This window comes from Rhizobium sp. RHZ01 (assembly GCF_014851595.1).
In the GTDB taxonomy this organism is placed as follows: Bacteria; Pseudomonadota; Alphaproteobacteria; order Rhizobiales; family Rhizobiaceae; genus Rhizobium; species Rhizobium altiplani.
The window spans coordinates 327508-353525 of the sequence record NZ_JACUZZ010000001.1; the positions used below are offsets into that span (position 1 = coordinate 327508).

General features: G+C 59.8%; 22 protein-coding genes and 4 pseudogenes. 13 read left to right on the top strand and 13 right to left on the bottom strand.

Annotated features, from left to right (window positions below; translation table 11 throughout):
- Positions 1–31: 31 nt before the first annotated feature.
- From bioB to IB248_RS01425, 5 genes and pseudogenes are all read left to right on the top strand, one after another.
- Positions 32–964 (top strand): annotated as a pseudogene (gene bioB / locus IB248_RS01405) (biotin synthase BioB); the annotation flags it as partial.
- Positions 961–2106 carry an 8-amino-7-oxononanoate synthase gene (locus IB248_RS01410; RefSeq protein WP_192240101.1) on the top strand — a complete coding sequence of 382 codons (1146 nt, stop codon included), beginning with the start codon at positions 961–963 and terminating at the stop codon, positions 2104–2106. The pseudogene bioB and the gene IB248_RS01410, both read left to right, overlap by 4 nt.
- Complete coding sequence (gene bioD, locus IB248_RS01415) at positions 2103–2741, top strand: dethiobiotin synthase (protein ID WP_192240102.1); 639 nt, start codon at positions 2103–2105, stop codon at positions 2739–2741. The genes IB248_RS01410 and bioD overlap by 4 nt, the downstream gene beginning before the upstream one ends.
- Complete coding sequence (locus IB248_RS01420) at positions 2738–4006, top strand: adenosylmethionine--8-amino-7-oxononanoate transaminase (RefSeq protein WP_192240103.1); 1269 nt, start codon at positions 2738–2740, stop codon at positions 4004–4006. The genes bioD and IB248_RS01420 overlap by 4 nt, the downstream gene beginning before the upstream one ends.
- On the top strand, positions 4003–4992 hold the full coding sequence (locus tag IB248_RS01425; protein WP_192240104.1) for a beta-ketoacyl-ACP synthase III: 990 nt from the start codon (positions 4003–4005) through the stop codon (positions 4990–4992). The genes IB248_RS01420 and IB248_RS01425 overlap by 4 nt, the downstream gene beginning before the upstream one ends.
- Positions 4993–5034: 42 nt before the next feature.
- Here the strand turns inward: IB248_RS01425 and IB248_RS01430 are convergent, their stop codons facing one another.
- On the bottom strand, positions 5035–5466 hold the full coding sequence (locus IB248_RS01430; RefSeq protein ID WP_112646901.1) for an Lrp/AsnC family transcriptional regulator: 432 nt from the start codon (positions 5464–5466) through the stop codon (positions 5035–5037).
- 130 nt (positions 5467–5596) lie between these two features.
- Between IB248_RS01430 and IB248_RS01435 the strand changes: the two genes are divergently transcribed.
- Positions 5597–6700 (top strand): saccharopine dehydrogenase family protein, encoded by a 1104-nt coding sequence (locus tag IB248_RS01435; protein WP_169679973.1) that lies wholly within the window; start codon positions 5597–5599, stop codon positions 6698–6700.
- Positions 6701–6838: 138 nt separating this feature from the next.
- Here IB248_RS01435 and IB248_RS01440 read toward each other — a convergent pair whose 3' ends face one another.
- From IB248_RS01440 to IB248_RS01450, 3 genes are read right to left on the bottom strand one after another with little or no spacing between them, the layout of a single operon-like run.
- Complete coding sequence (locus IB248_RS01440; RefSeq protein WP_192240105.1) at positions 6839–8071, bottom strand: pyridoxal phosphate-dependent aminotransferase; 1233 nt, start codon at positions 8069–8071, stop codon at positions 6839–6841.
- Positions 8072–8079: 8 nt separating this feature from the next.
- Positions 8080–9612, bottom strand: coding sequence for an aldehyde dehydrogenase family protein (locus IB248_RS01445; protein ID WP_192240106.1), 1533 nt, complete (start codon positions 9610–9612; stop codon positions 8080–8082).
- A gap of 48 nt (positions 9613–9660) precedes the next feature.
- A complete protein-coding gene (locus IB248_RS01450) occupies positions 9661–11061 on the bottom strand; it encodes a VOC family protein (protein ID WP_192240107.1) in 1401 nt (466 codons plus the stop codon).
- A gap of 108 nt (positions 11062–11169) precedes the next feature.
- Between IB248_RS01450 and IB248_RS01455 the strand changes: the two genes are divergently transcribed.
- Positions 11170–12084 carry a LysR family transcriptional regulator gene (locus IB248_RS01455; RefSeq protein ID WP_169679965.1) on the top strand — a complete coding sequence of 305 codons (915 nt, stop codon included), beginning with the start codon at positions 11170–11172 and terminating at the stop codon, positions 12082–12084.
- Positions 12081–12638 (top strand): recombination regulator RecX, encoded by a 558-nt coding sequence (recX, locus tag IB248_RS01460; protein ID WP_192240108.1) that lies wholly within the window; start codon positions 12081–12083, stop codon positions 12636–12638. The genes IB248_RS01455 and recX overlap by 4 nt, the downstream gene beginning before the upstream one ends.
- A gap of 34 nt (positions 12639–12672) precedes the next feature.
- On the opposite strand, the pseudogene IB248_RS32335 reads toward recX, so the two are convergent.
- From IB248_RS32335 to hmpA, 3 genes and pseudogenes are all read right to left on the bottom strand, one after another.
- Positions 12673–12890 (bottom strand): annotated as a pseudogene (locus IB248_RS32335) (LacI family transcriptional regulator); the annotation flags it as partial.
- Between the two features lie 18 nt (positions 12891–12908).
- Positions 12909–13376 carry an Rrf2 family transcriptional regulator gene (locus tag IB248_RS01470; RefSeq protein WP_018855499.1) on the bottom strand — a complete coding sequence of 156 codons (468 nt, stop codon included), beginning with the start codon at positions 13374–13376 and terminating at the stop codon, positions 12909–12911.
- Between the two features lie 104 nt (positions 13377–13480).
- Positions 13481–14692 carry an NO-inducible flavohemoprotein gene (gene hmpA, locus IB248_RS01475; protein WP_169679960.1) on the bottom strand — a complete coding sequence of 404 codons (1212 nt, stop codon included), beginning with the start codon at positions 14690–14692 and terminating at the stop codon, positions 13481–13483.
- Positions 14693–15206: 514 nt separating this feature from the next.
- Between hmpA and IB248_RS01480 the strand changes: the two are divergent.
- The 3 genes and pseudogenes from IB248_RS01480 to IB248_RS01490 form a co-directional block, all read left to right on the top strand.
- A pseudogene (locus IB248_RS01480) lies at positions 15207–15428 on the top strand (ATP-dependent DNA ligase); the annotation flags it as partial.
- A 137-nt stretch (positions 15429–15565) separates the two neighbouring features.
- The gene (locus IB248_RS01485) at positions 15566–15901 is read left to right on the top strand and encodes a helix-turn-helix transcriptional regulator (RefSeq protein ID WP_026371549.1); all 336 of its coding nucleotides are present in this window, start codon (positions 15566–15568) and stop codon (positions 15899–15901) included.
- The gene (locus tag IB248_RS01490; protein ID WP_192240109.1) at positions 15894–17141 is read left to right on the top strand and encodes a HipA domain-containing protein; all 1248 of its coding nucleotides are present in this window, start codon (positions 15894–15896) and stop codon (positions 17139–17141) included. Before IB248_RS01485 ends, IB248_RS01490 begins: the two co-directional genes overlap by 8 nt.
- A 29-nt stretch (positions 17142–17170) precedes the next feature.
- Here the strand turns inward: IB248_RS01490 and IB248_RS01495 are convergent.
- The 5 genes and pseudogenes from IB248_RS01495 to IB248_RS01515 form a co-directional block, all read right to left on the bottom strand.
- Positions 17171–17748, bottom strand: a pseudogene (locus IB248_RS01495) (ISKra4 family transposase); the annotation flags it as partial.
- 185 nt (positions 17749–17933) lie between these two features.
- Positions 17934–19223 carry a plasmid replication protein RepC gene (gene repC, locus IB248_RS01500; RefSeq protein ID WP_192240110.1) on the bottom strand — a complete coding sequence of 430 codons (1290 nt, stop codon included), beginning with the start codon at positions 19221–19223 and terminating at the stop codon, positions 17934–17936.
- A gap of 151 nt (positions 19224–19374) precedes the next feature.
- A complete protein-coding gene (repB, locus tag IB248_RS01505) occupies positions 19375–20373 on the bottom strand; it encodes a plasmid partitioning protein RepB (protein WP_169679954.1) in 999 nt (332 codons plus the stop codon).
- A complete protein-coding gene (gene repA, locus IB248_RS01510; RefSeq protein WP_025658386.1) occupies positions 20370–21548 on the bottom strand; it encodes a plasmid partitioning protein RepA in 1179 nt (392 codons plus the stop codon). Before repA ends, repB begins: the two co-directional genes overlap by 4 nt.
- A gap of 532 nt (positions 21549–22080) precedes the next feature.
- Positions 22081–22875 (bottom strand): hypothetical protein, encoded by a 795-nt coding sequence (locus IB248_RS01515; protein ID WP_192240111.1) that lies wholly within the window; start codon positions 22873–22875, stop codon positions 22081–22083.
- Positions 22876–23213: 338 nt separating this feature from the next.
- Between IB248_RS01515 and IB248_RS01520 the strand changes: the two genes are divergently transcribed.
- Positions 23214–24614, top strand: coding sequence for a sensor histidine kinase (locus IB248_RS01520; RefSeq protein WP_192240112.1), 1401 nt, complete (start codon positions 23214–23216; stop codon positions 24612–24614).
- Complete coding sequence (locus tag IB248_RS01525; RefSeq protein ID WP_192240113.1) at positions 24611–25264, top strand: response regulator transcription factor; 654 nt, start codon at positions 24611–24613, stop codon at positions 25262–25264. Before IB248_RS01520 ends, IB248_RS01525 begins: the two co-directional genes overlap by 4 nt.
- Here IB248_RS01525 and IB248_RS01530 read toward each other — a convergent pair.
- Entirely contained in the window at positions 25258–25803 is a 546-nt protein-coding gene (locus tag IB248_RS01530; RefSeq protein ID WP_192240114.1) for a hypothetical protein, read from the bottom strand. The two genes, IB248_RS01525 and IB248_RS01530, sit on opposite strands and share 7 nt — an antisense overlap.
- Positions 25804–26018 lie beyond the last annotated feature (215 nt).

Below are 26018 nucleotides of genomic sequence, written 5' to 3' on the forward strand. Positions count from 1 at the left end.
GGCGAGCGGCAATAGGGGGCAACTAACCACCTCGGACGCTGAGATTATCTATAATTTGCCTTTCAGCGACCTTCTCTTTCGCGCCCACGGCATCCATCGAGCCAATTTTGATCCCAATGCCGTACAGATGAGCCGCCTCCTGTCCGTCAAGACCGGCGGATGCGCCGAAGACTGCGGCTATTGCAGCCAGTCGGCCCATTATCCGACCGGCCTCAAGGCCTCAAAACTGATGGAGGTCGACCGCGTACTTTCCGAAGCGCGAAAGGCGAGGGAAGGGGGTGCGACGCGCTATTGCATGGGCGCCGCCTGGCGCAGCCCCAAGGACCGGGACATGGACTCGATCGTCGCGATGGTCGAGGGTGTGCGGGCGCTCGGGATGGAGACCTGCATGACGCTCGGCATGCTGACGCCGCAGCAATCGGCAAGGCTCGCGGATGCCGGCCTCGACTATTACAATCACAACATCGATACCTCGGAGCGCTTCTATAGCGAGATCATCACGAGCAGGACCTTCGCAGATCGCCTTGATACCCTTGCCAATGTCCGCCGGGCCGGCATCAAGGTCTGCGCCGGCGGCATTCTCGGAATGGGCGAGACGGCGGAAGATCGGATCTCGATGCTTGTCACGCTTGCCAATCTTCCGGCGCCGCCAGAGAGCGTTCCGATCAACATGCTGATCCCGATCCCGGGTTCAAAGCTCGCCAATGCAAAGCCGATCGATCCAATCGAATTCGTTCGGACGGTTGCACTGGCACGTATCCTGATGCCTGCTTCCCACGTTCGCCTGTCTGCGGGACGAACGGATATGTCGGACGAGATGCAGGCGCTCTGTTTCTTTGCGGGCGCCAATTCCATCTTTGTGGGCGAAACCCTCCTGACAGCGGACAATCCCGGTGAGGATCATGACGCGGCTCTCTTTCGCCGCCTGGGGTTGAAGGCCGAACAGCTGGAACGGGTAGAGTGAGTGCCGGGGGCCTTGCAGTCTATGAGCGCAAGCTCGCTGGCCTTGATCGCAAGGGAAGGAGCCGCAGCCTTGTCGCCGCTTGCGGCGCGGATTTCGCCTCGAACGACTACCTTGGTCTTGCGCAATCGCAGCGGCTAGGAGATGCGCTTCGGTCTGCATTGGACCGCGGCGTGGCAGTGGGGGCCGGGGGTTCGCGCCTGCTACGTGGCAATCATCCGGAGCATGACGCGCTGGAGCGGGAGGCTGCCGCGTATTTCGGGGCAGCACGGGCGCTCTACTTCGCCAACGGTTATGCTGCCAATGTGGCGTTGTTCTCAACCTTGCCACAGCGCCAGGACATCATCCTTCATGATGCGCTCATCCATGCCAGCGCTCATGAAGGGATTTCTGCCAGCCGGGCGCCATCGATCGCGACCTCACACAACGATGTCAACGCCGTCGCCGACGCCATCCGATCATGGCGCAAAGCCGGCGGCACCGGCCGACCCTGGATCGCTGTCGAAAGTCTCTACTCGATGGACGGGGATCGCGCACCGCTTCGCGAGTTGGCCGAACTTGCGAGGCTCCATGATGGTTTCCTCGTCATCGATGAGGCACATGCGACGGGGGTCTTCGGAAAGGGAGGACGCGGCCTGGCGGAGGGGCTGGGGCATCCAGAAAACTGCATAACGCTGCACACCTGCGGCAAGGCGCTTGGTGCGTCAGGCGCGCTTGTTCTTGCACCGACAGTCCTCTGCGATTTTCTCGTCAATCGCGCCCGCAACTTCATCTATTCAACGGCACCATCCCCGCTGATGGCTGCGACAGTTCGGGAGGCATTGAGGATCCTCGACGATGAACCGGAGCGACGCGACAAGCTCGCCGGACTTGTCTCTCTTGCCAATCGCGAGATGGAAAGGACGATCGGGATGCGATCCAGCGGCTCACAGATCCTCCCCATTCTTGTCGGCGACAATCGTCGCGCGGTGCGGATCGCCGAAGGCTTGCGGGCCGAGGGTTTCGACGTCAGACCCATCCGCCCACCAACCGTGGCGGAGGGCACGGCGCGTTTGCGCATCTCCATCACCCTCAACGTCGAACCGGAGACAATTTCGCGGCTGTTCGAGAGGCTGGCCGTTGTCATGCGAAAGGAGCAGCAATGACGTCGCGCTTCGTCGTCACCGGCACTGACACCGGCATCGGCAAGACTGTTTTCGCCGCCGCATTAACCTGCGCACTCAAAGGGCATTACTGGAAACCTGTCCAGTCGGGACTGGACGAAGAGACTGACGCAGAAACGGTCGCCCGACTGGGCAACGTTCCGGCCGAACGGATTCTACCCGAGGCCTACCGGCTAAAGACACCAGCATCCCCCCACCACGCAGCAGCGCTTGATCACGTGACGATCGAACCCGGCGCGCTTGAACTGCCGGCGCTCCCGCATTCGCTTGTCATTGAGGGCGCTGGTGGCGTTCTCGTTCCACTGACATCAGGAATCCTGTTTGCAGATGTCTTCGCTCGCTGGCAGGCACCCGTCATCCTGTGCGCCAGAACCTCGCTCGGCACCATCAACCATACGCTGTTATCCGTAGAAGCGCTGCAGCGCCGATGTGTGCCCATCTTCGGCATTGCCTTTATGGGCAAGGAAAACGCCGAAACCCAGAGGATCATCATCCACATGAGTGGTGCTCGGGAATTGGGACGGCTGGAGCCGACCAACCCACTTACCCACGACGGCCTGATGGCAGCCTTTCATCGCGGCTTCGACGTGTCGGTCTTTCGGAGTTCAACGTCATGACGCGTTCCCCTGTATGGCATCCATTTACACAGCACGGCCTCGAGCCGCCGATGAAAAAGGTCATAGAGACGGAAGGCGCCTATCTGATCGACGAAGCCGGCAGTCGCATTCTTGATGCGATCTCCTCATGGTGGGTCAGCACCCACGGGCATCGGCATCCGACGATCATGGAGGCGATCCGCCGTGCGACTGACAGTTATGACCAGGTCATCTTCGCCGAATACACGCATGCCCCTGCCGAAGAACTCGCCCGTGGTCTGATCAAGGTAAGTCCGGCCGGGCTTGAGCACGTCTTCTATTCGGACAGCGGGTCGACGGCGGTCGAGGTTGCGTTGAAGATGGCGCTTGGCTTCTTCCACAACACCGGCAGGCGCCGCGATCGGATCGTCGTCATGGAGCACGGTTATCATGGCGACACGATCGGAACGATGTCCGTCGGCGAAAGGGGCGTCTTCAATGCCGCCTACGAGCCTCTGCTGTTCGGCGTAGATCGACTTGCCTTTCCGGAGCCCGGTTCGGAGCAACGGACGCTTGATGCCTTTCACCTCCTTTGTTGCTCCGGCCAGGTCGCGGCTTTGTTGATTGAGCCACTGGTACTTGGCGCCGGTGGCATGAAGATGTTCGAGCCATCCTTGCTCGGCAAGCTCAGGGAGATCGCCCGCTCCCACGATGTGCTTTTCATCGCAGACGAAGTGATGACCGGCTGGGGCAGGACAGGGACCCTGTTTGCCTGCGATCAGGCAGGTATTTGTCCGGATATCCTCTGCACATCAAAAGGACTGACCGGGGGCGCCATGCCGCTCGCTGCCACACTTTGCACAAGCGAGATCTTTGACGCGCATGTTTCCACCGACCGCCGCAAGACCTTCTTCCATTCGAGTTCCTACACTGCCAACCCGATTGCATGCGCGGCAGCGGTCGCCAACCTGGAGATCTGGGCGAACGAGCCGGTTCAGGCGCGCATAGATCACCTCGCTGCCCTGCAGGAGAAGGCGCTGCGACGCTTCGCCAATGATCGGCGCTTCATGAACGTCCGCCAGACCGGCACCATTGCGGCGCTGGACATGGCTGTCGGCTCGGAAGGATATTTAGCCGACATAGGACCGCACTTGCGCAGCTTCTTCCGCGACCGCAACCTCCTCATCCGCCCACTTGGAAACGTCATCTACCTCATGCCACCTTATTGCGTGTCGGAAACCGAAATCGATCGCCTTTATGACGCCATAGACGAGGCAGCGGACGAACTGATCGGAACGGCAGCATGACGAAGGTCCGCTCCGCGCGCATCGCAGGCTTTGGGCACGCTGTTCCTGGTCGCTGTGTCGAAAACGCCGAAATCGAGCAATCCCTCGGGCTCGAAACCGGTTGGATCGAGCGTCGCACCGGGATCCGCACCCGATACTGGGCAGAAGAGGGCGACACCCTCAGCGGCCTCGCCACCGAAGCCGGAGCCATGGCCCTCGACAATGCCGGGATCGATCGATCCGAGGTCGGCCTGATGCTCCTGGCAACCTCCACGCCGGATCAGTTGCTGCCACCGACGGCGCCACTCGTGGCACACAGGCTTGGACTCGAGCACTGTGGCGCGATCGACCTGGCCGGCGCCTGCTCCGGCTTTCTTTATGCCCTGACACTCGCAGACGCATTCGTTCGCACCCAGGGGAGGCCGGTTCTTGTCGTTGCCGCCAATATTCTCAGTCGCCGCATCAATCCGGCCGAGCGAGCCAGTTGCGTATTGTTTGCTGACGCGGCGGGCGCAGTCGTGCTGACGCCCTCCAGCGATCCTACCGTCGGAATTCTCGGCACTGAACTCTGCTCCGAGGGCAGCAACTATGACCTGATCTCGATTGCCGCCGGCGGCAGCAACAAGCCCTTCGCGCCGGGGCGCGCCGCCACGGACTATCTGATGACGATGCGAGACGGGCGTGAGGTGTTTTCCCGGGCGGTCGAGATGATGAGCACCGCCTCGCAGCGGACGCTCGACATGGCTGGCGTGGAAGCTGCAGCGATCACCCGATTTGTACCGCACCAGGCCAATGTCCGGATATTTCAGGCAGTTGCAACCAATCTCGGGATCGGGCCCGAACGGACCGTCTGCTCGCTGGACCGGTTCGGAAACTCTTCCGCCGCGACGATCCCGCTCACCTTGTCGCTGGATGCAGCCGCGCGGCCTCTCAGGGAGGGTGAAACCCTTCTTCTTGCAGCAGCCGGTGCTGGTCTCACCGGGGCGGCCGTCACCTACCGCGTCTAGTGCTTCGGGCAATCCAGGCTGACCGCGAGATGCAGGTGCCCTTTAGCGGTTGATGCGCGTCGACAGGATGATCGAAGAGAGGGTTTTCTCGACGCCGTCGATATCACCAATCTTGTCGATGGCGGTATCGAGCTCGCTGATCGAGCCGGCGGCCACGATTGCGATCATGTCGAAACTACCGCTGACCGAATGGACCGAGCGGACGTCCGCAATGGCCTGCAGCTCTTGGGTGACGCGTCCGAGCGCCTTGGCAGCAAGGGTGATCAGCACGTGGGCCTTTATCTGACCGCTCTCGAAGTTATCCGACAGCCGCACGCCATAGCCTGCTATGACGCCGTCGCGCTCCAGGCGCTCGATCTTGGCCTGCACTGTTGTGCGCGACAGGCCGAGTTTGCGGGCCAGCATGGCGGTCGGCATCCGGGCGTTTTCGCTGAGAATCGACAGAAGCTGCCGATCCTTGTCACTCATCGTCATATTGATCAATCCAGACGGCGATATGCCAAAGAATTCCAGCCGATTTTATCATTCTCGCGCTGTGAATCAACCAAACCGACAGGAATAAAGGGGGCATAAAGATTTCTCGAACCAATATGAGGGAACGCATATGAAAAACATTGTCGTCATCGGCGCTGGCAAGATCGGCTCGACGATCGCCCGTCTTCTCATCCATTCCGGCGACTACCACGTCACGCTTGCCGACCGCAGCAAGCAACAGCTGGATCACATGGAGACCAACGCCGCGCTCAGCCTGGCGGAAGTGGACATTGCCGACCACGCAGCCTTGGTCAAACTCCTTTCCGGCAAGTTTGCCGTGCTGAGTGCCGCCCCGTTCCATCTGACCATTGCCATCGCCGAGGCTGCGGCCGAGGCCGGCGTGCACTACCTCGATCTGACCGAAGACGTCGAATCCACCCGCCGCGTCAAGGCAATTGCCGCCGGTGCATCCACCGCGTTCATACCGCAATGCGGCCTGGCGCCGGGCTTCATCTCGATCGTCGCCAACGATCTTGCGAGCCGCTTCGACAAGCTCGACAGTGTTCGCATGCGCGTCGGCGCCTTGCCGCAGTATCCCTCGAATGCCTTGAACTACAACCTGACCTGGAGCACCGACGGCGTCATCAACGAATACATCGAGCCCTGCGAGGCGATCGTCGATGGCCAGCTCATCGAAGTTCCGGCTCTGGAAGAGCGGGAAGAGTTCTCCCTCGACGGCGTAACCTACGAGGCCTTCAATACCTCCGGCGGTCTCGGCACGCTGTGTGAGACGCTGAAGGGCAAGGTTCGCACGCTGAACTATCGTACGATCCGCTATCCCGGCCACGCCGCGATCATGAAGGCATTGCTGAGCGACCTCGGACTGCGTCATCGCCGCGAAGTTCTCAAGGACATCCTCGAGCACGCCTTGCCGTCCACGATGCAGGACGTCGTCATCGTCTTCGTCACTGTGTCCGGTTGGAAGAACGGCCGTCTCGTGCAGGAAACCTATGCCAACAAGGTCTACAGCGCTGTTGTCGCCGGCCGCATGATGAGTGCGATCCAGATCACCACCGCCTGCAGCATCTGCGCCGTGCTCGACATGCTGGCCAAGGGTGAGTTGCCTGGCAAGGGTTTCATCCGCCAGGAAGATATTGGTCTCGACGCATTCCTCGACAGCCGCTTCGGCCACCACTATGCGCAGAAGCCGTACGGCGAAAAGATCGCCGGCTGATCGTCCAATCAAAGTGGACAGGAAAAAGCGCCCGGAAATGATCCGGGCGCTTTTGCGTTGTCTGCCTGGCAACGAAAGCCAAACTCAATTCCCTTTGCGTCGTGGCGGGAAAATGGCGACCCTCTCTCGCTCAGACAATCAGCCGAGCCGCCTGCAAGCTGCTGCGATTCGCTCCAGGGCTTCCTTCAGGTCCGCTTCCGCTGAAGCGTAGGAGATCCTGAAATACGGCGACAGGCCGAAGGCTGAGCCCGGAACGACAGCGACATTCGCCTCCTCGAGCAGATAGGCGCAAAACTCGCTGTCCGACGTGATCTTGCGGCCGTCTGGGGCAGTCCGGCCGAGAATGCCGCCACATCCGGAGAAGGTATAAAAGGCGCCCTCGGGAACGCGGCAATCGAGACCATCAATTGCGTTCAGACCGGAAACGACGAGATCGCGGCGCCGCTTGAAGCTCTGCGTTCGCTCGGCAAGAAAATCCTGCGGCCCGTTGAGTGCGGCAACGGCGGCAGCCTGGCTGATCGAAGATGGGCAGGACGTCGCCTGGCTCTGCACCACGGCCATAGCCTTGATAAGCGCCTTCGGGCCACCTGCATAGCCGATACGCCACCCGGTCATGGCATAGGCCTTGGAGACGCCGTTGATCGTCAGCGTGCGCTCACGCAGGCGCGGCTCCAGCTGCAACGGCGTGACGAACCGAAAATCGTCATAGACGATGTGTTCATACATATCGTCGACCATCAACCAGACATGCGGATGCCTGAGCAGTACATCCAGCAACGGGCGATAGTCCTTTGCGCTATAGGCCGCACCGGACGGGTTGGACGGCGAATTCAGCAGCAGCCAACGCGTCCGCGGCGTGATCGCAGCTTCGAGTTTTTCGGCGGTCAGCCGGAAGCCGCTCTCGGCATCGCATGGGACAAGCACCGGCTTGCCTTCGCAGATCTGAACGATATCGGAATAGGACGTCCAGTAGGGCGTGGGAATGATAATCTCGTCGCCTGGATCGACGGTTGCCATCATCGCGTTGAAGAGGATCTGCTTGGCGCCGGTGGCAACGGTTATCTCGCCAACCTCGAAGGAAACTTCGTTCTCGCGCAAAAACTTGGTGCGGATTGCTTCCTTCAACGCCGGCGTGCCGTCGAGCGCCGTGTATTTTGTGTCGCCGCGCTGCATTGCGTCCCATGCAGCCTGCTTGACGTGGTCTGGCGTTTCAAAATCAGGCTCACCGGCTCCAAGGATAATGACCGGCTTGCCGTCCCGTTTCATGGCAGCGGCGCGCGCCCCGATCTGCAGGATCTCCGAGACGCCTATGGCAGATATCCTCGAGGCGGGACGAAAGCCCGCCTCTTCAATCTTCACATCGATCGTCATGGCAACACCTACTCGATCTCGAAGGAAACGCCCTGCGCCAGCGGCAGAGCCTTCGAATAGTTGATCGTGTTGGTTGCACGGCGCATATAGGCCTTCCACGCATCCGAACCGGACTCGCGGCCACCACCGGTCTCCTTCTCGCCACCGAATGCGCCACCGATTTCAGCGCCTGATGTTCCGATGTTGACGTTTGCAATACCGCAATCGGATCCATCGGCTGACAGGAAGCGCTCCGCTTCACGCAGGTCCAGCGTGAAGATCGACGAGGAAAGCCCCGCGCCGACGGCATTGTGGTCTTCGATAACCCTGTCGAAGTCGGAGTATTTCATCACGTAGAGGATCGGCGCGAAGGTCTCTTCCAGCACCGGCCCGACCTGCGACGGCATTTCCACCAGCGCCGGCTTGACGTAATAGGCCTTGTCGTGGGGCATCGCGACGCGCTCACCGCCGTTGACCGTGCCACCATGGGCTTTCGCCTCGCCGATCGCCTTTTGCATATTGTCGAAGGCAAGCTTGTCGATCAGGGGACCGACCAGAGCCGTGCTTTCAAGCGGATTGCCGACAGAGACATTGGCATAGGCCTTTTTCAGGCGCGGTACGAGTTGATCATAAACACTCTCGTGGACGAACAGGCGGCGAAGTGTCGTGCAGCGCTGGCCGGCAGTGCCCATTGCCCCGAAGGCAATTGCGCGCAGCGCCATGTCGAGATCGGCAGACGGGCAGACAATGCCGGCATTGTTGCCCCCGAGTTCCAGGATCGAACGGGCAAAGCGGCGAGCAAGTCGAGGACCGACTTCCCGTCCCATGCGCGTAGAACCCGTCGCCGAAACCACCGGCACCTTCGGATGGTCGACCAGGACCTCGCCGATCGCACGGTCGCCGATCAGCACTTCGCTCAGACCCTCTGGCGCATCGCCGAAGCGGGCAATGGCGCGCTGCAGGATGGCCTGCGATGCAAGTGCGGTCAGCGGCGTCTTTTCGGAAGGCTTCCAGACGACCGCGTTGCCGCAGACCAGCGCCAGAGCAGCGTTCCAGGCCCAGACTGCGACAGGAAAGTTGAAGGCAGAGATGACACCGACAACACCGAGGGGATGCCAGGTTTCCATCATTCGATGCCCCGGCCGTTCGGTTGCGATGGTCAGACCATAGAGCTGGCGGGAAAGACCGACCGCGAAATCGCAGATGTCGATCATCTCCTGTACTTCCCCCAGGCCTTCGGACGGAATCTTGCCGGCTTCGATCGATACCAGTCGGCCAAGCTCCGTCTTGACGGCACGCAACTCTTCGCCCAGGAGGCGGACAAGCTCACCGCGCTTCGGCGCCGGGACAAGGCGCCAGGTCTGGAATGCACGCGCAGCCTTGTCGATCTTGGCGCCCGCCGCGTCCTGGCTGTCTGTCTTCAAAGCCGCGAGCTGCTCGCCCGTGACCGGGCTGTAGGAGGCCAGGTCGCCGCCGGTGTAGAGCGCCTTGTCGACGCCGATCTTGTCGAGAAGCCCGACGGCTTCGTGGGCCACATTCACTGTTCTTGCTGCGATGGTCATTTGTGCACTCTTTGACGTTTTGAATGGTTGCTGGTTCGGTCTGTTGGCCTACTCGGCCGCCTGCGCCGCGGTCAGAAGGGCCCGGCATTCGGCGATTGATTGCGCCTCGATATCAGCATAGTGATCGAATTCGTTGAGAACCGAGGCGCCGAGGTCCCGCTCGAAGCGCTGCTGATTGGGGCTTGCAGTGAACTCCTGCGCAGCCTCGTCCCCGAGGTTGGACTGGAAGATGCCCGCCGCACTGACGGGCAGGAAGTCTTCGTAGACAATCGGGTCGAAGCAGATGAGGCCTTCCGCCACAAGTTGATCGACACTGGCATCAGCCGAGGCAATCGCGCTCCGGCCCTTCGGCGTGAGTGAGTAGCTGAAGTAGCCAAGACCCTGGTCGCGAATTTCGGCCCAGCTGTCCGGGAAAGGCGCGAAAGCCTCGGCGAGTGCTTTTTCGTAAGCCGCAGCGTTCGAGCCATCGGCCGCGGGGCGCACGACCTTGCGCGAATCCGCCAAGAGCTTGTCGTAGAGGGCGCGGCCCTTCGGTGTCAGGGCGATACCGCGGCTCTCAATCTCCCCAAAACGCGCAGTATGCGTGCCCTGCTGCCAGTTCCCGCCCGCATCCTTGAAAGAGACGGCTTCCTCGAGGGCCTTGAACGACGTCTGCCGCAGCAGAATCGCGCAACGACGGCTCGGCGGACCTTCGACAACTGCCTTCGGCGCAATGCCATATTCCGGCATCAGCCGCTGCACTTCGTCGATATCAAGCGTGCGGGGTGTCAGGTGATTGATGTGCGGTCCCTTGAAGGAGACAACGTCGGCTATAAGCCGGTGCGCATCATGCAAGCGCCTATACATGGCGAGATCAACGTTCGCCTGATGATGCCAGCGGAAAGTCTCCAGCACTTCTGCGACGAAGCGCTTGGCATCGTCCTCGCCTAGACCGCCCTCGCGCTCGGCCCTTTCAGTCAGTTCGATGCCGCCAGCGGTAAAGATATGACGCTTCTGCAGGACCGTCTCGGCTTCGGCGCGCAGTTCTTCGTCGGCAATCAGGTCGAGGCGCAGCAGCGAGGTGAAAACACGGAAAGGGTTGCGCTTCAGCGCTACATCGCCGACCGGGCGGAAAGCGGTGGAATGGACTGGTACGCCTGCCTCGCTGAGATCGTAATAGCCGACCGGGAACATGCCCATGACGGCAAAGACGCGTCTCATCATCGCAAGTTCGTCGGCAGTTCCGAGACGGATGGCGCCGTGGCGCTCTTCGGAAACACGCTCGAGGGAATCCGTTTCTTCCAACCTGCGCCTGAGGGCTGGATCGGCTGCAAGCGTGGCCTCATTCACTTTTGCAACAATGTCCATCAGGGTGCCGTAAGCGGGCACCTCGGTGCGATACATGGCCGACATTGCCGCCGAGAATGCAGTGCGGATGCTGCAGGAGGAAACGAAACTTCTGGTCAACATTTATTGCCTCACGCGCCATAGTTGGAAGAGTTCATTCTGGATTGCGATCATATCGCGCGTGGAGTACATGAATAACAATAAATCAAGCTTAGATGATGCGGTTTTGGAATGACTTTGCCCCGAAAGCTGACGCCCGACCTGACAACGCTGCAGTCTTTTGAATCTGCCGCCCGACACGGCAATTTCACGCGCGCCGCTCTTGAACTTCATCTGACGCAAAGCGCCATCAGCCGCCAGATCAAGGACCTGGAAACCCAGTTGGGGGTCCTTCTCTTCGAACGCGTCCGCCAGCGGGCAATCCTGTCGGAAGCCGGACGAAGGCTGCTGCCTGAGGCAAGACGGCTCCTCCATCAGACAGAAGAGATGATGATCCGTGCAGCATCGGGCGCCGATGCGACTGCGACGCTTTCGATTGCGACCTTGCCGACGTTCGGCAGTCGTTGGCTGACGCCTCGGCTGCCGAACTTCCTGGCTGCCCATCCCGGCTCCCTCGTTGACATAACATCGCGCTCCGAGCCTTTCGATTTCGAGCAGGAAAACGTCGATCTCGCCATCCATTACGGCCAGCCAATCTGGGCAGGGGCGACCTGCACCTTCCTTTGCGACGAGAAGATCGTTCCCGTTGCCAGCCCAACCCTTTTACAAGCGGATCCGGTTGCAACCCCGGCCGAGCTCATGCGCAGGCCCCTGCTGCATCTGGCTACACGCCCGCGACTCTGGCGCCAATGGTTCGAATTTTGCGACGTCGACGCAGATCCTTCCTATCGCGGCAATCGGTTCGACCAGTTTTCGATGATCATCGAGGCGGCTACGATGGCGATGGGGTTCGCGCTTCTACCGCTCTATCTCATCGAACAAGAGTTGAGTGCTGGAAAGCTGCAAATCGTCTTTGACCGGCCGATGGCGACGGAAAACAGCTATTATGTCGTGATGCCAGACGGTAAGCGCGAACATGCCCTCGGCGTGGCGTTCACGACCTGGCTTCTCTCACAGGTAAGCACCAGGGGTGCGACTGAATCGTGAGCAATGATGAAGCACCATCAGACGTTCCCAGTGCACGGATGCTGAGTTGGGCCCGAAACTCCACCATCTATCGGCTCGAGCGGCGAATGATGACCGAAAGACAGCTGTACGATGCCATCATCCGGAAGGCGAAGCACAAATTCGAGAACATCACCGAAATGCAGCTCAGAGCGGTTGCAGAATCGGCCGTGACCTTCGCCTATGACAATGGCGGCCTGAACGATATCAGCTATGCCGAGATCAGCACGCGCTCTGGTGTTCGCAGTGGCCGGTCGAAGCGGCGCATCGCTCAGACCCTTACACAAAAGGGCGTCGATCAAGAGGTCATTACTGCCGCACTTGATGAGGCGGATGAATTACTCGCAGCCGTGCATTTTGCGCGCAAGCGTGGCTTCGGACCGTTTCGTCGTGGCGACGTCGATCGGGAGCGCAGCGCAAAAGAAATGGCGGCCTTCGGGCGCAATGGCTTCAGCTTCGAAACTGGCAGGACCGTGCTCAATATGAGCCAAGAGGAAGCCGAAGATCTGGTGATCACGCGATCTCGCCAGGCTTAAATTTCATCTCTGAAACAATGTCGCGGGAGAGGTTTCACGATGTCGAGCCCCAGCGGTCCGTGAAGGTGAGGGTGATGCTACGGGCCTTCCAGCTGAGCATCATGGCACTCGACAAGCTCCCATGACTGCATCGATGAAAGCGACGTGGTCTTTACTTAGCGTCGTCGGGTTATTGCAGCCTTGCGCCGCCATGGCGATGCCGTCCTGTCCGACGATGGCGATATCATCCGGTGTGCTTCTGCCGAGCAAACGGTCCTTGCGATCCTGTTGTCATCCCGGGTGCCCTGCGTGGGCTTCCGCCTCCGGCAGCGCGAGCAGGCGGCGCAATGGTACGGCTGGTCGGGTCAGGTCGGCAAGCGTGTAGCCATCGAGCACATCGAGAAATGCCGCAGCCGCCGAAGCGAGCGCCCTCTTCAATACGCACGCAGGCTGCACGACACAGACAATCTCCGTACCATTTTCCATGCACGGCACGATCGCAAAGTCGGGTTCGCAGGCCCGCACGATCTCACCGACGCCGATCTGTTCGACTGCACGTGCAAGCCGCATGCCGCCGTGACGACCTCGTACAGTGTCGATCAGGCCCTTTTGCCCGAGTTCGTGGGTGATCTTCATCAGATGCGCCTTTGAAATATCATAAGCTTCGGCGATTTCCGCAATCGTCGACAGCCGCTCTCCCTTGAGCGCAAGATACATCATGAGCCGCAACGCGTAGTCGGAGTAAACGGTCAAACGCATCACCAGATCCTCCCGGAAAAATCGGCGCAATCGCATAAAAGATATCGGCAACGTATATCAAATAGCAAGGCGGCCGTCGCCGGTCGCCTTGCATTTCCGAAAACCTATGCAGCAGCGAGTTCGTCGGCCGGACCGAAGAACTCGTAGTGAATACGATCCTGCGGGACACCGGCCTTTGCGAGCCCGTTCACAAAGACGGCGAGAAAGGGCCGCGGGCCGCAGAGATAGAAGTCGGCCTCTGCGATCGGCGTGTTCCTTGCCAGCCATTCAACCGTGATGAGGCCATCGTGGTCGAAGTGAACGCCCCTCTGATCCTGCGCATGCGGGCTTCCGTAGAAAATTGTCGTCTTGAGATGCTCCCGGTCCTTGGCAATATCGCGGACATGCGATCCCATCGCATGGACACGACCGTTCTCGGCACCATGGACGTAATGCACGGGAACCTCGCGTCCATCGTTTGCAATGGTCTCCAGCATGCTTACCATCGGCGTCAGACCGACACCGCCGCTCAGCAACACGACAGGCCTTTCCTGCCCAGTCGGCAAATGGAAATCTCCCGTAGGAGGGGCAACCTCGATGACCGCGCCTTCCTCAACCTGATCATGAAGGAACCTTGATACCAGCCCATGCGTCTCTCGCTTGACCGAGATGCGGTAGCTCTCGGCATTGGGCGCAGAAGAAATGCTGTAGTTTCGATGCTGCGGAGGAAGACCCGGAATATCGAACCGAAATGTCAGATACTGACCAGGCCGATGACTGATCACCGCCCCGCCATCAACCGGTCGCAGCACGAACGATGTGATGATGTCGCTCTCCCGGCGCTTCGACACGACGGCAAACTGCCTCCATCCATTCCAGCCGCCTTCGGACGCTTGAAGACTATTATAAATCTGTCCTTCACGTTCGATCAGAATATTGGCCAGAAACCAGAAGGCCTCGCCCCATCCGTTGAGGATTTCATCCGTCGCCGCCTCGCCGAGGACATCCTTGATCGCATTCAGGAGGGCCGTCGCGACATGGGGATAATGCTCGGGCCGGATGTGCAGGCCGACGTGTTTTTGGGCGATCCGTTCAACAGCTGAGGTGAGTACGGCGAGATTGTCAATGTTCTGGGCGTAAGCGAGGATCGCCTGCGCCAACGCCTTCGTCTGGCGCCCGCCTTCTCCCTGGTTCGACTGGTTGAACAGGTTGCGGACCTCGGCATTCTCAAACAGCCGCTTATACATGGCCGCCGTGATTTCGGTCCCGTGACTTGCGAGGGCAGGCGCTGTTGCGCGGACAATTGCCTTCGTGGCCTCGGTCAATGTTTGCGTCATCATGGTCTCCAAAATTTGTTCCGTCGACAAAGGTGACGTAACCATCATAAGATATATTGGCAATATATGTTTATCCGCCTGTGCCGTTCGGTCGCAGTCGCGCTGCAAAGCTCGGACCCCGCCGAGGCCCGCCTCATGCAGTGCCATGGGCCGAAACGGGGAGCGCGGAACCGATGACGACACGGCTCGGTCATCCAGAGGACAGAGGAACTTGCCACTTCCGCCCCAACGAATGCCCGAGACCACGGGCAGGGCCGGGTGGCAACTGCCTCGCACATGAAGCGGTTGCTCAATTTTTTTCCGGATCCAGACGAGTGCCCGTATCTCCTCCCAATCTCGCCTGACAGGGACGCGTTCCTCTGCTCGCCTCAAGCAGAACCTCGCGATTTGCACCGCATGTCGCCCTTCTCCTCTCAAGGGCACTTGCCGTCGACGCCGCCCAGGTCTTCGCACATTCGATGCGCGGCAGTCTGCGGATGAAGGACGATCGCGAACCATGCGAATTTGATCACGCCGTAAGGCGCTCGATCGCATAAAGCGCAAGACGCCGCCGGTGAAATAGGACGGGCGTCGAAAGAACCTCCTATGGGTCCAGCCGACGCTAATTGCCGAGATCGAGTATCGCGCCAGGACGCATGACGGCAAGCTGAGACACGCGTCCTACAAGGGGCTACGCGAGGTGTCGGATAATGCAGCGGTTTATGTGGTCGGCGATCAACTTGCAGGCAGTTTGTAAATTAGGGTGAGACGTCCACCAACCTCACCTAGGTAGTTTCCACTGCCGGGAAACGCCACAACAGATTCCAATCACGGCTCGAAATATTGTAATCTTCGTGCTACATATCCCGCTAATCTGTAGTGCGAAGGTTTCAAATGCCTACTCCCCATAACCCTCCAGCGGCCGTGCGCCGCGCCCTGCGGAAGCTCGGCGCGGATATCCACGACGCCCGCCGCCGTCGCAAACTGCCTATGGCGGTCGTGGCGCAGCGTGCTTTCACATCCCGCTCAACCCTGCAAAGGGTCGAAGCCGGCGACACCAATGTCAGCATCGGCATCTATGCTGGCGTCCTTCAGGCCCTCGGTCTGCTCGAAGGTCTGGGGCAAATCGCCGACATCAGCAACGACAGTGTCGGACAGGCATTGGCCAGTGCCGATCTGCCCAAGCACGTTCATCTTAGGCGGCCAACCCGATCGCCCCACGATGGCTGACTTCGAGGTGCACATCGATCTGCATGGTCGCACGCGCCCGATCGGATTGGCGAGGAGCAATCGCGTCCGCGGCGCGGAAACTATTCTTTTCGAGTACGAAGATACATGGCTTGAGGATCCGCACCGCTTGTCGCTGGAGCCAGCACTTGCATTGACGCGCGGCGCCTTCGCTCCTCCTGCCGGACTAGCAACCTTCGGCTCGATCGGCGACTCCGCGCCAGATACGTGGGGCCGCCGCCTCATGCAGCGCGCCGAGCGTCGCTTTGCCGATCGCGAGGGCCGCGCCGTGCGCACGCTCGCGGAAAGCGACTACCTGCTCGGGGTCGCAGATGAGACGCGGCTCGGCGCGCTGCGGTTTCGCTGGGTCGGCGAGGATATCTTCCAGGCGCCTGTCAGAGCCGGCGTGCCGGCCCTAATAGAGCTTGGCCGCCTGCTTCAGATCACCGAGCGGATTCTGCGGGACGAGGAAACGGACGAAGACCTTCAACTCATCTTCGCGCCCGGCTCCTCCCTCGGAGGTGCGCGGCCGAAGGCGTCGGTCATCGACCAACACGGCCATCTCTCCATCGTCAAGTTTCCGAAGGAGACGGACGAGTACAGCATGGAAACCTGGGAGGAGATTGCGCTGCGGCTGGCCGGCCAAGCCCGCATTGCCACTCCACGACACGAACTTGTCAAAGTGGCCGGCAAGTCAGTGATGCTATCGCGACGCTTCGATCGCGATGGCGTGATCCGCATCCCATTCCTGTCCGCAATGGCGATGGTGGGCGCCAAGGACGGCGACCGTAGCAGTTACCCCGAAATTGTCGACGCCCTGGCCCGGCATGGCTCCCAGGGAAAGAGGGACACTCACGCGCTCTATCGGCGGGTCGTCTTCAATGTGCTGATTTCCAATGTCGACGATCATCTGCGTAACCACGGCTTCCTCTGGCTTGGCAAGGCCGGATGGTCGCTCTCGCCCGCCTATGATCTCAATCCCGTGCCTACGGATCTTAAAGCGCGGGTGCTGACTACGAACATTGACCTCGACGAGGGCACCTGCTCCCTTGATCTTCTCGAACAGGCTTCCGAATATTTCGCGCTCACGCTGGCGCAGGCACGTGTAGTCATCAAAGACGTCGCGACCGTGACTTCAACATGGCGCGAGACAGCCATGGCCGTTGGTGCCCGGTCGGCCGAGATCAACCGCATGGCCAGCGCCTTCGAACACGACGACCTCACGCGAGCGCTGGCGTTATGACGCGTTGCGACTGTTGTCACGTGCTCTTTTATGAAAACGGAAACGGGAGACTTGCCGGCGCGACTGATACGATAGGGGCCTGCGACATCCCACTTTTCGATCTGATCGGCAACCTTAGCCGGCCGGTTGCTCACGGTTCGATGATTATGAGGCCGCGTGGCCGGCACAAAGATATCAAGTACACGGGCTGCTTCTCGAAATGACAACCGGGACCCCAGTTCGGCTTGGATGCGCTCCAACTCGGGGGTAGCTCGGCCATTCAACAGGGTCTCGACGCTTCCCATGCACAGCGGCACCACCGCGGCACACGCACTTGGCAAGAGCCAAAGAGCGAATGGATTGTACGGTACCTACTATCATGCACCGACCGACGGCGGTTACAGTCTTGGCGCTTCCGATCTCGGTGGCCGGCTTGATCCGCCTGAAACTGCGTCAGTTCCTGTTGCAGGCGCCGCTGGATCTCCTTGGCTTCTTCGAGGGAGAGGCCAAAATCGTTGAGACAGGCCCCATCGAGAGACCGGTCGACCTTGGCAATGTCGCAACGCTGCGACACGCCGTCGATGCCAAGAAGCTCGACCGAGATGATCATCTTTAATTGCGGAGCCAAGTAATGCCCCTTCAGAAAAGGCACATGCTTACCCAAAATTTCTTCGCCCACTTTTTCCCCGCTCCCACGCCGCTGCTTCCGACCGGCCCAATCCGCTGCCTCGAACGGATTTCTACCCCCGCCACCCGCTTCCCTTTCCGAAACAGCTCGCCCCTGCGAAACAATGTCAGGCTTGCATGAGCGTGCTATCCCGCCCGCCGTGTTCCGCCGCCGCGTGCTCGCACCAGCGACATCAACATCGGACCGATCGAGAATTCACCTCGTTCGGCGCGACGGGTCAGGTCTCGCAGATAACCACCCGCGGAGTTGATATGCCCGCCACGTTCGAGGATGCACGCCATGACCGTGGCGGCGTTCTCCGGTCCCATCGTGGCAGCAGCCTCCTCGTAGGCCGACTCGCTTACACCGAGCATTCCCCGCACAACGACCGCAGCCGCCATCAAGTCTCGCCAATTTGCAATCGAACCACCCGGGCCGTAGCTCACCATGTCGGGGCAAGCCTGGAGGACCAGCCCGAGGGGGAAGGATTTCAGGTCCGGGCGATCGTTGGCCGCCTGGCTCTGAACCCTGGCTATGCGTCCAGCGTCACTTTTCTGTTTCCGCGTCGACGCCACGGTTTTCGGCTCAATCGTGAATTCCGAGTTTGCCCCCTGCTTCGTTTCGGAAGCTGGTTCAAGATCAAAAGTAGAGTCGGGATTTGAATTATGTATGTGACGCTCATTTTGATCGTGATTGCCGCTCGTTTTCTTTGCTTTTAGTAATGTTTCCAGTCTGCTAGTGATGTCGTCTCTCAGCGTTTCCATCGTTTCGAGTGCAGCGTAAAGTTGCTCGGCCGTCGCCGTGCGTGGTATGGAACCTACCAGCTCCCTGAAATAGGCAAACGCGGTTTCCCAATCTCCTGCCAGCTGCTCCGCCATCGCGGTCTCAATGAGCTTGGCCACATCGCGGCGGCAAAGGCTGAGTTGCTCACGCAGTCGCTGCATATGTAGCCGCTCGGCCGCCACTTCCGATGCGAGGCGTTCGATCTCCTCGGCACGCACGATCAGCGGAGCCAATGAAAAGCCGAATGCCTCTGAGACCTCACCCTCTTTCGCCCTGCGGGCATAGCGTTTGCCATTTGGGCTATCCTTGCGGATGATCAACCCCGCTTCGACCAGGACCGCCAGGTGGCGGCGGATCGTCTGCTCCGCCATGCCGTGTGAGCGCAGCGAAAGCTGTTCGTTTGACGGAAAGACCACCAGGCCGTTTTCCTCCGACAGGACGTTCTTCGGATAAAAGCTGAGCAGTGCATTGAGGACGGCAAGCGCGCGATCCGTCACTCCAAGCAAGGGCTTGGCTGCACACAGTGACCTGTAGATTTTCCACTTGTCGACCGATTGATCAGCCTGAAGCTCGCTTGCTGCCTTCTGGCTCGCGAGCATGCCAAGCGTCATCGGACGCTGCCCAAAGGGCGTCGTCACACTTCCTGTTTCCATCACCTTCACCTTGTTGAAGGCAAAAGAAATCCACTCACCAGATTGGTGCCCACACTTGACAGGGATTCCCGGAAATGCGATTCTCTAGCTGCTAACCTATGAGAAGGGCTTCCGTTACGGCAACGTTCGGGAGCTTTTTTCTTTTGCGGCGTTATCCTTTGCTTTTGCGTTGTATTGACTGCACGAATTCGCTGTGAAGCGCCTCCATACGATCGTTCAAAAAGTCTACGAAACTATCCGGAACAGCCTTGGTGAAGCTCATCTTCGGGCCGGTCTTCGCGTAGCTTACGGTCGCCAGAAGAAAGCCATTTGCACGTATTTCGGTGACGGAAGGCCGCGCGGCGGTCGGCGCTTGCTCAGCCTTCAGCGCACCTAATGCGACAGCGAAGCGATCTTTCCCGGCGACGAGCTTGTCCTCGCTCAGCGATTGCTTGACGCGCGCCACCCCGTCCTGGCGCTTGGCAAAGGCATCCGCAAACTCGATCCATCTACGACGGCCGATCTCGGGCGACGAGCCGATCGCGAGCAGAACATCCCGGGGGATAGCCGTTGCAATCCGCAGCATCTCCGACACGTGCGACTTTCCTGTCGCCAGCGACGCGCAGATTACGTCGCGCCGATATCCCGCCTGCTCCTGTGACAGTGCGAATGCACACTTCTCGATAAAGGAAAGGTCATTCCTGTTGGCGTTTTCTTCACCCTGGAAGACGATCGCCTCTTCGTCGCTGAGTTCGCGGACAATAGCGCGGAACTTCAATCCAAGAATCTTGACGGCAGCCAAACGCCGTCTTCCGAACACGATCTGGTATGGCAGCCCATCACCTTTGTGCGGCCTGATCAAGCCAGGGACAATCTGCCCACGCTCCTTGATGGACGTCGCTATCTCATCAATGGCCGCATCGTCATAAGCGCCATCGAAGCGGTCGGGAATCGAGGAGGGAGCAACGTCATCGGGGTCGACCTCGACAATATGGTCGCCGTCCTTGAGGAGCCTGTCGAGAACCTCGCCCTTTTCCTGTATCTGCCTGACGCCTGCGGCGACCTTGAGAAGGTGTGGAGATGTTGTCGGCTTTGCGGCCGGCGCTGCGCTCGGTTGCTCAAGTTGACCGAGCACATTGGCAAACATGCCACGCGAATCCTTGCGGCTCATTCGCGCCCCCATGCTGCCCAAAGCAACTTCTCGATCTCGGCATTGGCCGCGTTGATCGATTCCATTGCGCGGTCATAGGTTTTCGGTGCCGAGAAGCGCGAACGCTGCACCTCATAGAGGCTCTGCTTCCACGTCAATGCATCAGCAACAGCCGTTGACTTCGTCACCATGTTCAACAGCAGGTCTTCGCCAAAGACCTGTCGCATCAACGCAGTCATGTTGGCCTGCGGGTGATCGTTGGCTTCGAATTTCGTCACGAGGAACTTCGCGAAATCCCACTGGGCCGAACTCCCCATCTCGCTCAATATCTGCATGTAGGACGAGGCAAGCTCGAGGAATTTCCCCGTCGAATCGACGTCCAGCATGTGTGCCGGGACCGGTATGATGACGCCGGTGGCAGCGGTCAGCGACGACAGAGTAAGGAAGTTCAGGGAAGGCGCGGAATCCATCAGGATTACGTCATAGTCATCCGCAACCTGCTCGAGGGCCTGAGATACCCGCAGAAGGAAGCTCGTGCCGCCATTCTTGCGCATCTCGAGAGCGACAGCCGTTTCAAACTCTGTCAGGTCGAGCCCGGCGCAGATCACGTCGAAGCCGGCAATATGCGTGGTGTGGACCAGCGATTTCGTCGGCTTGGGATCCGAGAAGCGAATGGCCGCATAGAGCGTTTCGTCCTCGCGCGGATCGAAATCCGGAAGCGCGCCGTGCAGGCTTGTAAGCGACGCCTGCGGGTCGAGATCGACCGCCAATACCCGGTAGCCCTTGAGCGCCAGGTAGTGACCAAGATGAATGGTCGTGGATGTCTTGCTGGAGCCGCCCTTGAAATTGGTGACCGCAATGATCTGGCATTCCTCACCCTCGACGCGGCGCGGGTTCATCCACTTCTTGCGACCCTTTCCGGCCAGCATCAGTCGCAGCTCGAGGATCTGCTCGAGCGTGTACATGCGGCGGCCGTTTGACGTCGTCTCCGGCGAGGGACCCTTGTCCTTCAGAACGATCTGCCTGATATAGGCTTCCGAGACATCCAGGAGCGCTGCGACTTCCGACGAGGAAAATTTCCGCATCTCGCGGCGCGCATCCGGTGGATACTGTGCCATCGAAAGATTTTGCAGGGCGAGCTCCAATTTTGTGGAAAAGCTCTGCATGAAGTCGAGGCTGCTTAAGTGGCGATTCACGATTCTTTCCTCAGTTCGTTCCAATAGCCTAAGCGCCGATACGGTTGATGAACAGTTAATTCAATACTTGTTTCGCTCTACAGCGATAATTCGCTCTTTTTGCGTAGTTACAGAACTAGCTCGATTCGCGAGATTCGGCAAACCCGTCACTGGCTCCCTTATGTGGTCGGCTGACGGAGGCCGCACATATGAGGACGAGGTTCACCCAGCCGTGCCGCGGCCGGCCGCCGTCGAGTTACATGAGAAGGTGAAAAGGACCGATTCCGCCTGTAGCTGTTCACAAACGGCGAAAGGAACTGCCTTGAGAGACACGCCTTTAGCGCGACAGAAGCAATCCCGGATCAAGAAGGTGAAGGTTCAGAAGGCACCGATGCGCCTTGGAACAGGCGGCGAAGAGCGGCGGCGCTGCCCCGTCCGAGCCATCCCTGGCTCGATCTAAGTAGTGGTTGCCGAGCCCGTGGCTGGTACAACCTGCATTTTTGGGCCACCGCACGGCGCGTTGTGTCCGTGCGGTGGCCAAGTTTTGAAAGCGTCAGGGCTGCTCGATGATGACCGTCACCGGCGGTGGCGGCGCCTCATCCTCCACAGGCGCGCTTTCGACGGGCTCCGGCGCAGGCTCCTGCACTGGAAGAGTGTCACGAACCTGATCAATCTTGCCAACGGCGGGCCCAACGCCCAAGATGTCCTTTGCTCGCTCGAGAGCCCCGTCACTCACTTCGCCGCCCTTGGTAAAGCTCGAGAGTGCTTCGCGAAGGGCTTCGTCGCTAAGAGCAGGGTCCGTAGGGATGGCATCCGGCCCATTCTCGGCCTCGAACTCTGCATAGGCCATCACATAGGCCGAAACCGCCGCCATTCGCGGATCGTTCGAATGCAAGTAGGCGTGGTAATTCCTGTTCAGCGAGTTCAGCCCGGCAAACTCGGATTTGGCGGCCTTCGTTCTTGTCGTTGTGGCGGTTCTGGTCCTTGTCGTCGTTGCCGCCTTCTTCTCGTGTGTGAAGAACGACTTCAACGTCGGGTGATCTCTCCGGGTGTCGTCCTTACTCTTTGCATGCGAGCCGTGTGAGCCAACGGTATCGGATTTCTTCCCGTGTTCGGAATTGCCGCCCGCGTGGTTCCCCCCGCCGCCGTTGCCCCTGTTGCCGCCCCCGTTGCCGTTGCCGCCCCCGTTGCCGCCTCCGTTGCCGTTGCCGCCTCCGTTGCCGCCTCCGTTGCCGTTACCACCCTTTGCGTAGGCGATGCCCTCTAATCCCAGGAAAGCGCCACAGGCGGGTACAACCGCAATTGTGAGCGCTATAACGCTGCGTCCAAGAATACTTGAAATGCTCATATCAACCTCCCGGTCCAAAACCGTTTTGCCGTCTTTTGTTCCTACGTCCGGAAAGCCAAGCTGCTCGCGGCAGGCAAGACGCCAGCCTTCCGGCCGGACGCGGACATGCCGCGTTCCAGATCACAACGACGATAGCCTGCGTCCCGCGCAGGCTCCATGGCGGTCAGACCTTTGCTTAACCGGATAGGACCTAGGTCCTAGCCAAAAGGAGACCAAAGGTCGGAAACCTGGGGGCTGCGAGGCGATATCGTTTGACCCGCCGCTGGATGAAGCTAGTTTACGATCGAAACAACTAAAGTGCCGCCACGCAATTTTGGCGGCCGATCCCGAGACATCTCGTGCGGCCCCGTGAACTCATAAAACGATGGAATTCGCAATCATTGGCCAGGCAGTTCCTGTTCACAGGAGGCGCCGTGTCGCTGGTGGCGATGGTGTTGGTCGGCGCATTCGTGAGCAGTCTGATCGAAGACGCGGTGACCCGCAACTCGGCGGCATCCACCGCCCTCTACGTCGACAGTGTGATTGCCCCCCTCCTGCCTGACATGCTCACGGCCCAAGAGCTCGACGATAGTGTTTCCCGCGCGCTAGACGAGACGCTGGAGCAGGGGGCGCTTGGAAACCGCCTGATCTCCTTCCGGCTTTGGCGCGCGGACGGCACGGTTCTCTATTCAAACGACAAAACCATGCAAGGAAAGCGCTTCGAGTTGAGCGACGACCTCAAGGCGGCCTTTTCCGGCACGATGGTCGCCCAGTTCAATCGTCTGGAAGATGCGGAAGACGAGGTCGAGCGGGCGAGCGGCAAACCCCTGCTCGAAATCTACAACCCCGTTCTGCAGCCATGGTCCGGACAGGTTGTCGCCGTGTCCGAATTCTATGAAATAGCCAATGATTTCGAGCGCAGCCTCAATGAGGCGCGATTGCACAGCTGGATGGCCGTCGCCGCCTTCACGCTTGCATTCTTTATCGTGTTGTCGGCGATCGCGTTGAGAGGCAGCCGAACCATCGATGATCAGCGGCATGCTCTAAGTCGGCGCGTGGATGACCTTTCGGCCTTGCTATCCCAGAACCAGGCCTTGCGCAGGCGCGTCCAGCGTGCGTCCCAACGCGCCACAGCCCTCAACGAAAGCCACCTGCGGCGCATTGGTGCAGATCTCCATGACGGACCAGCGCAGCTTGTTGCATTTGCCTCATTGCGCCTGGACAGCAATGCGCTGGTCGATCCCTCAACACCGGCATCCAGGCGCGAGGGTGAAATTGCAGCCATCAAGGAAAGCCTGGACGAGGCAATGCATGAGATCAGGACCATCTGCAATGGGCTGGTGTTGCCGCAGATCGAAGCCGCAACCCTAACGGAGATACTGGAGCGCAGTGTGCGCGCGCATGAGCAGCGAACCGGCTCAAGCGTTGAACTATCGGTAGCGGAGACGCCCGAAAATCTTTCGCCCTCCGCCAAGATCTGCGTATATCGCTTTGTGCAGGAAGGGTTGAACAACGGTTACCGTCACGGCGGCGGCAAAGAACAACGGGTCGTGCAACGCATGGAAGGTGACCGTATCAGCATCGAGGTTTCCGACGGCGGCCCCGGCTTTGATCCCGACGATGTCGGCCCTGCCAGCCTCGGCCTTGCAGGACTGCGAGAGCGGATTGAAAGCCTGGGCGGCACCTTCCAGCTCCGAACATCCGCACAAGGTACCATAGTCAGCATGTCGCTCAGCAGCGAGGAGATTGCCCAGTCATGACAGCAGGAATTCGCGTCGCCGTCATAGATGACCATCCATTGTTCAGGGAAGGGGTATCCCGGAGCCTGTCCGAGATAGATGGATTTCAGATTGTCGCGGAAGGAAGCACGAAGGACGATGCAATCAGGGTCGCCGAAACCCTCCAGCCCGATGTCCTGCTCATGGACATTTCAATGCCTGGGGGCGGGTTGAACGCGATCCTTCCCATTCTGACAACCGTACCATCACAAAAGATTGTCATGCTTACGGTTTCCGAATCCAGCGATGATGTCACGGCGGCATTGAATTGCGGCGCAAAGGGCTATGTGTTGAAGGGGGTCGGTTCAAGGGCGCTTGCAGAGATTATCCGCAGCGTGGCAGCTGGTGAAAGCTATGTCGCGCCGGCGCTGTCTGCGCGGCTACTTTCCAGCCGCTCTTCACCCGCACCGAAAACACCATCGGCCCTGGAGGCGTTGACCGCCCGTGAGCTGCAGGTCCTGCAGCTGGTCGCTTCCGGCTTGAGCAACAAGCACGTGGCAAGGCAGCTCGATCTGCACGAAAAGACCGTCAAACATCACATGACGCAGATCATGGCCAAGCTCGGGGTCGCCAACCGAACGGAAGCGGCTATAGCGCTGCGCGATGCCACCGACGGGCGGGGCAATCAGTGAGTGAAGGATTCAAGGCGCGCCTCATCTGCTGAGGTTGCCCGCCGATTGACGATCGTGCGTCCACGGGCGTCCTTCATGATGTAACGGCCGTTCCGGATGAATTCGCTCATGCCGTCGCGGTGGCGAACCTCTATTGACGAGTTGTCCGTATCAACATCAACCGTCGAGCCTGTTCCGGTCGTGGCGCTGCCACTGGACCTACCGCCGCCGTTCCCGCTACCATTCCCTCCGCCGTTGCCGTTTCCCCCGCCATTCCCGTTACCATTGCCGCCGCCATTTCCGCCACCGTTGCCATTTCCGCCACCGTTGCCGCCACCGCCGCCATTGCCTCCGCCGTTTCCATTCCCGTTACCGCCATTGCCGTTACCGCCATTGCCGCCGCTGTTTCCATTGCCGTTGCCGCCTTTGGCGGCCTCGGCAGTCTGGAGGCTGAGCTTGAACGAGCCGCCCGAAACCGCGACCTTGAACGGCATTGCCGCGAGCGACAGGCCGATTGACATCGAGCATAGAGCCACAACAAAGCTACGTCGTGAGAGCATCACCATTCCCTTGCATTCCATGGTTTTCCTGGTCGCGATCCAGCCAGCCGGCGCTGTCAGCCATCTTGGGCTGGGGCCCAGATAAACCGCGCGGCATTGCAAATGCTAGCCGCTCAACCCTTACCAATTTTGCCCACGGGTCGACCCGACCGTCAATTCGCAATCGTTGACATCAGACCTTTCCTTGACCACCACCGGACGTTAGTCCGGCCCTC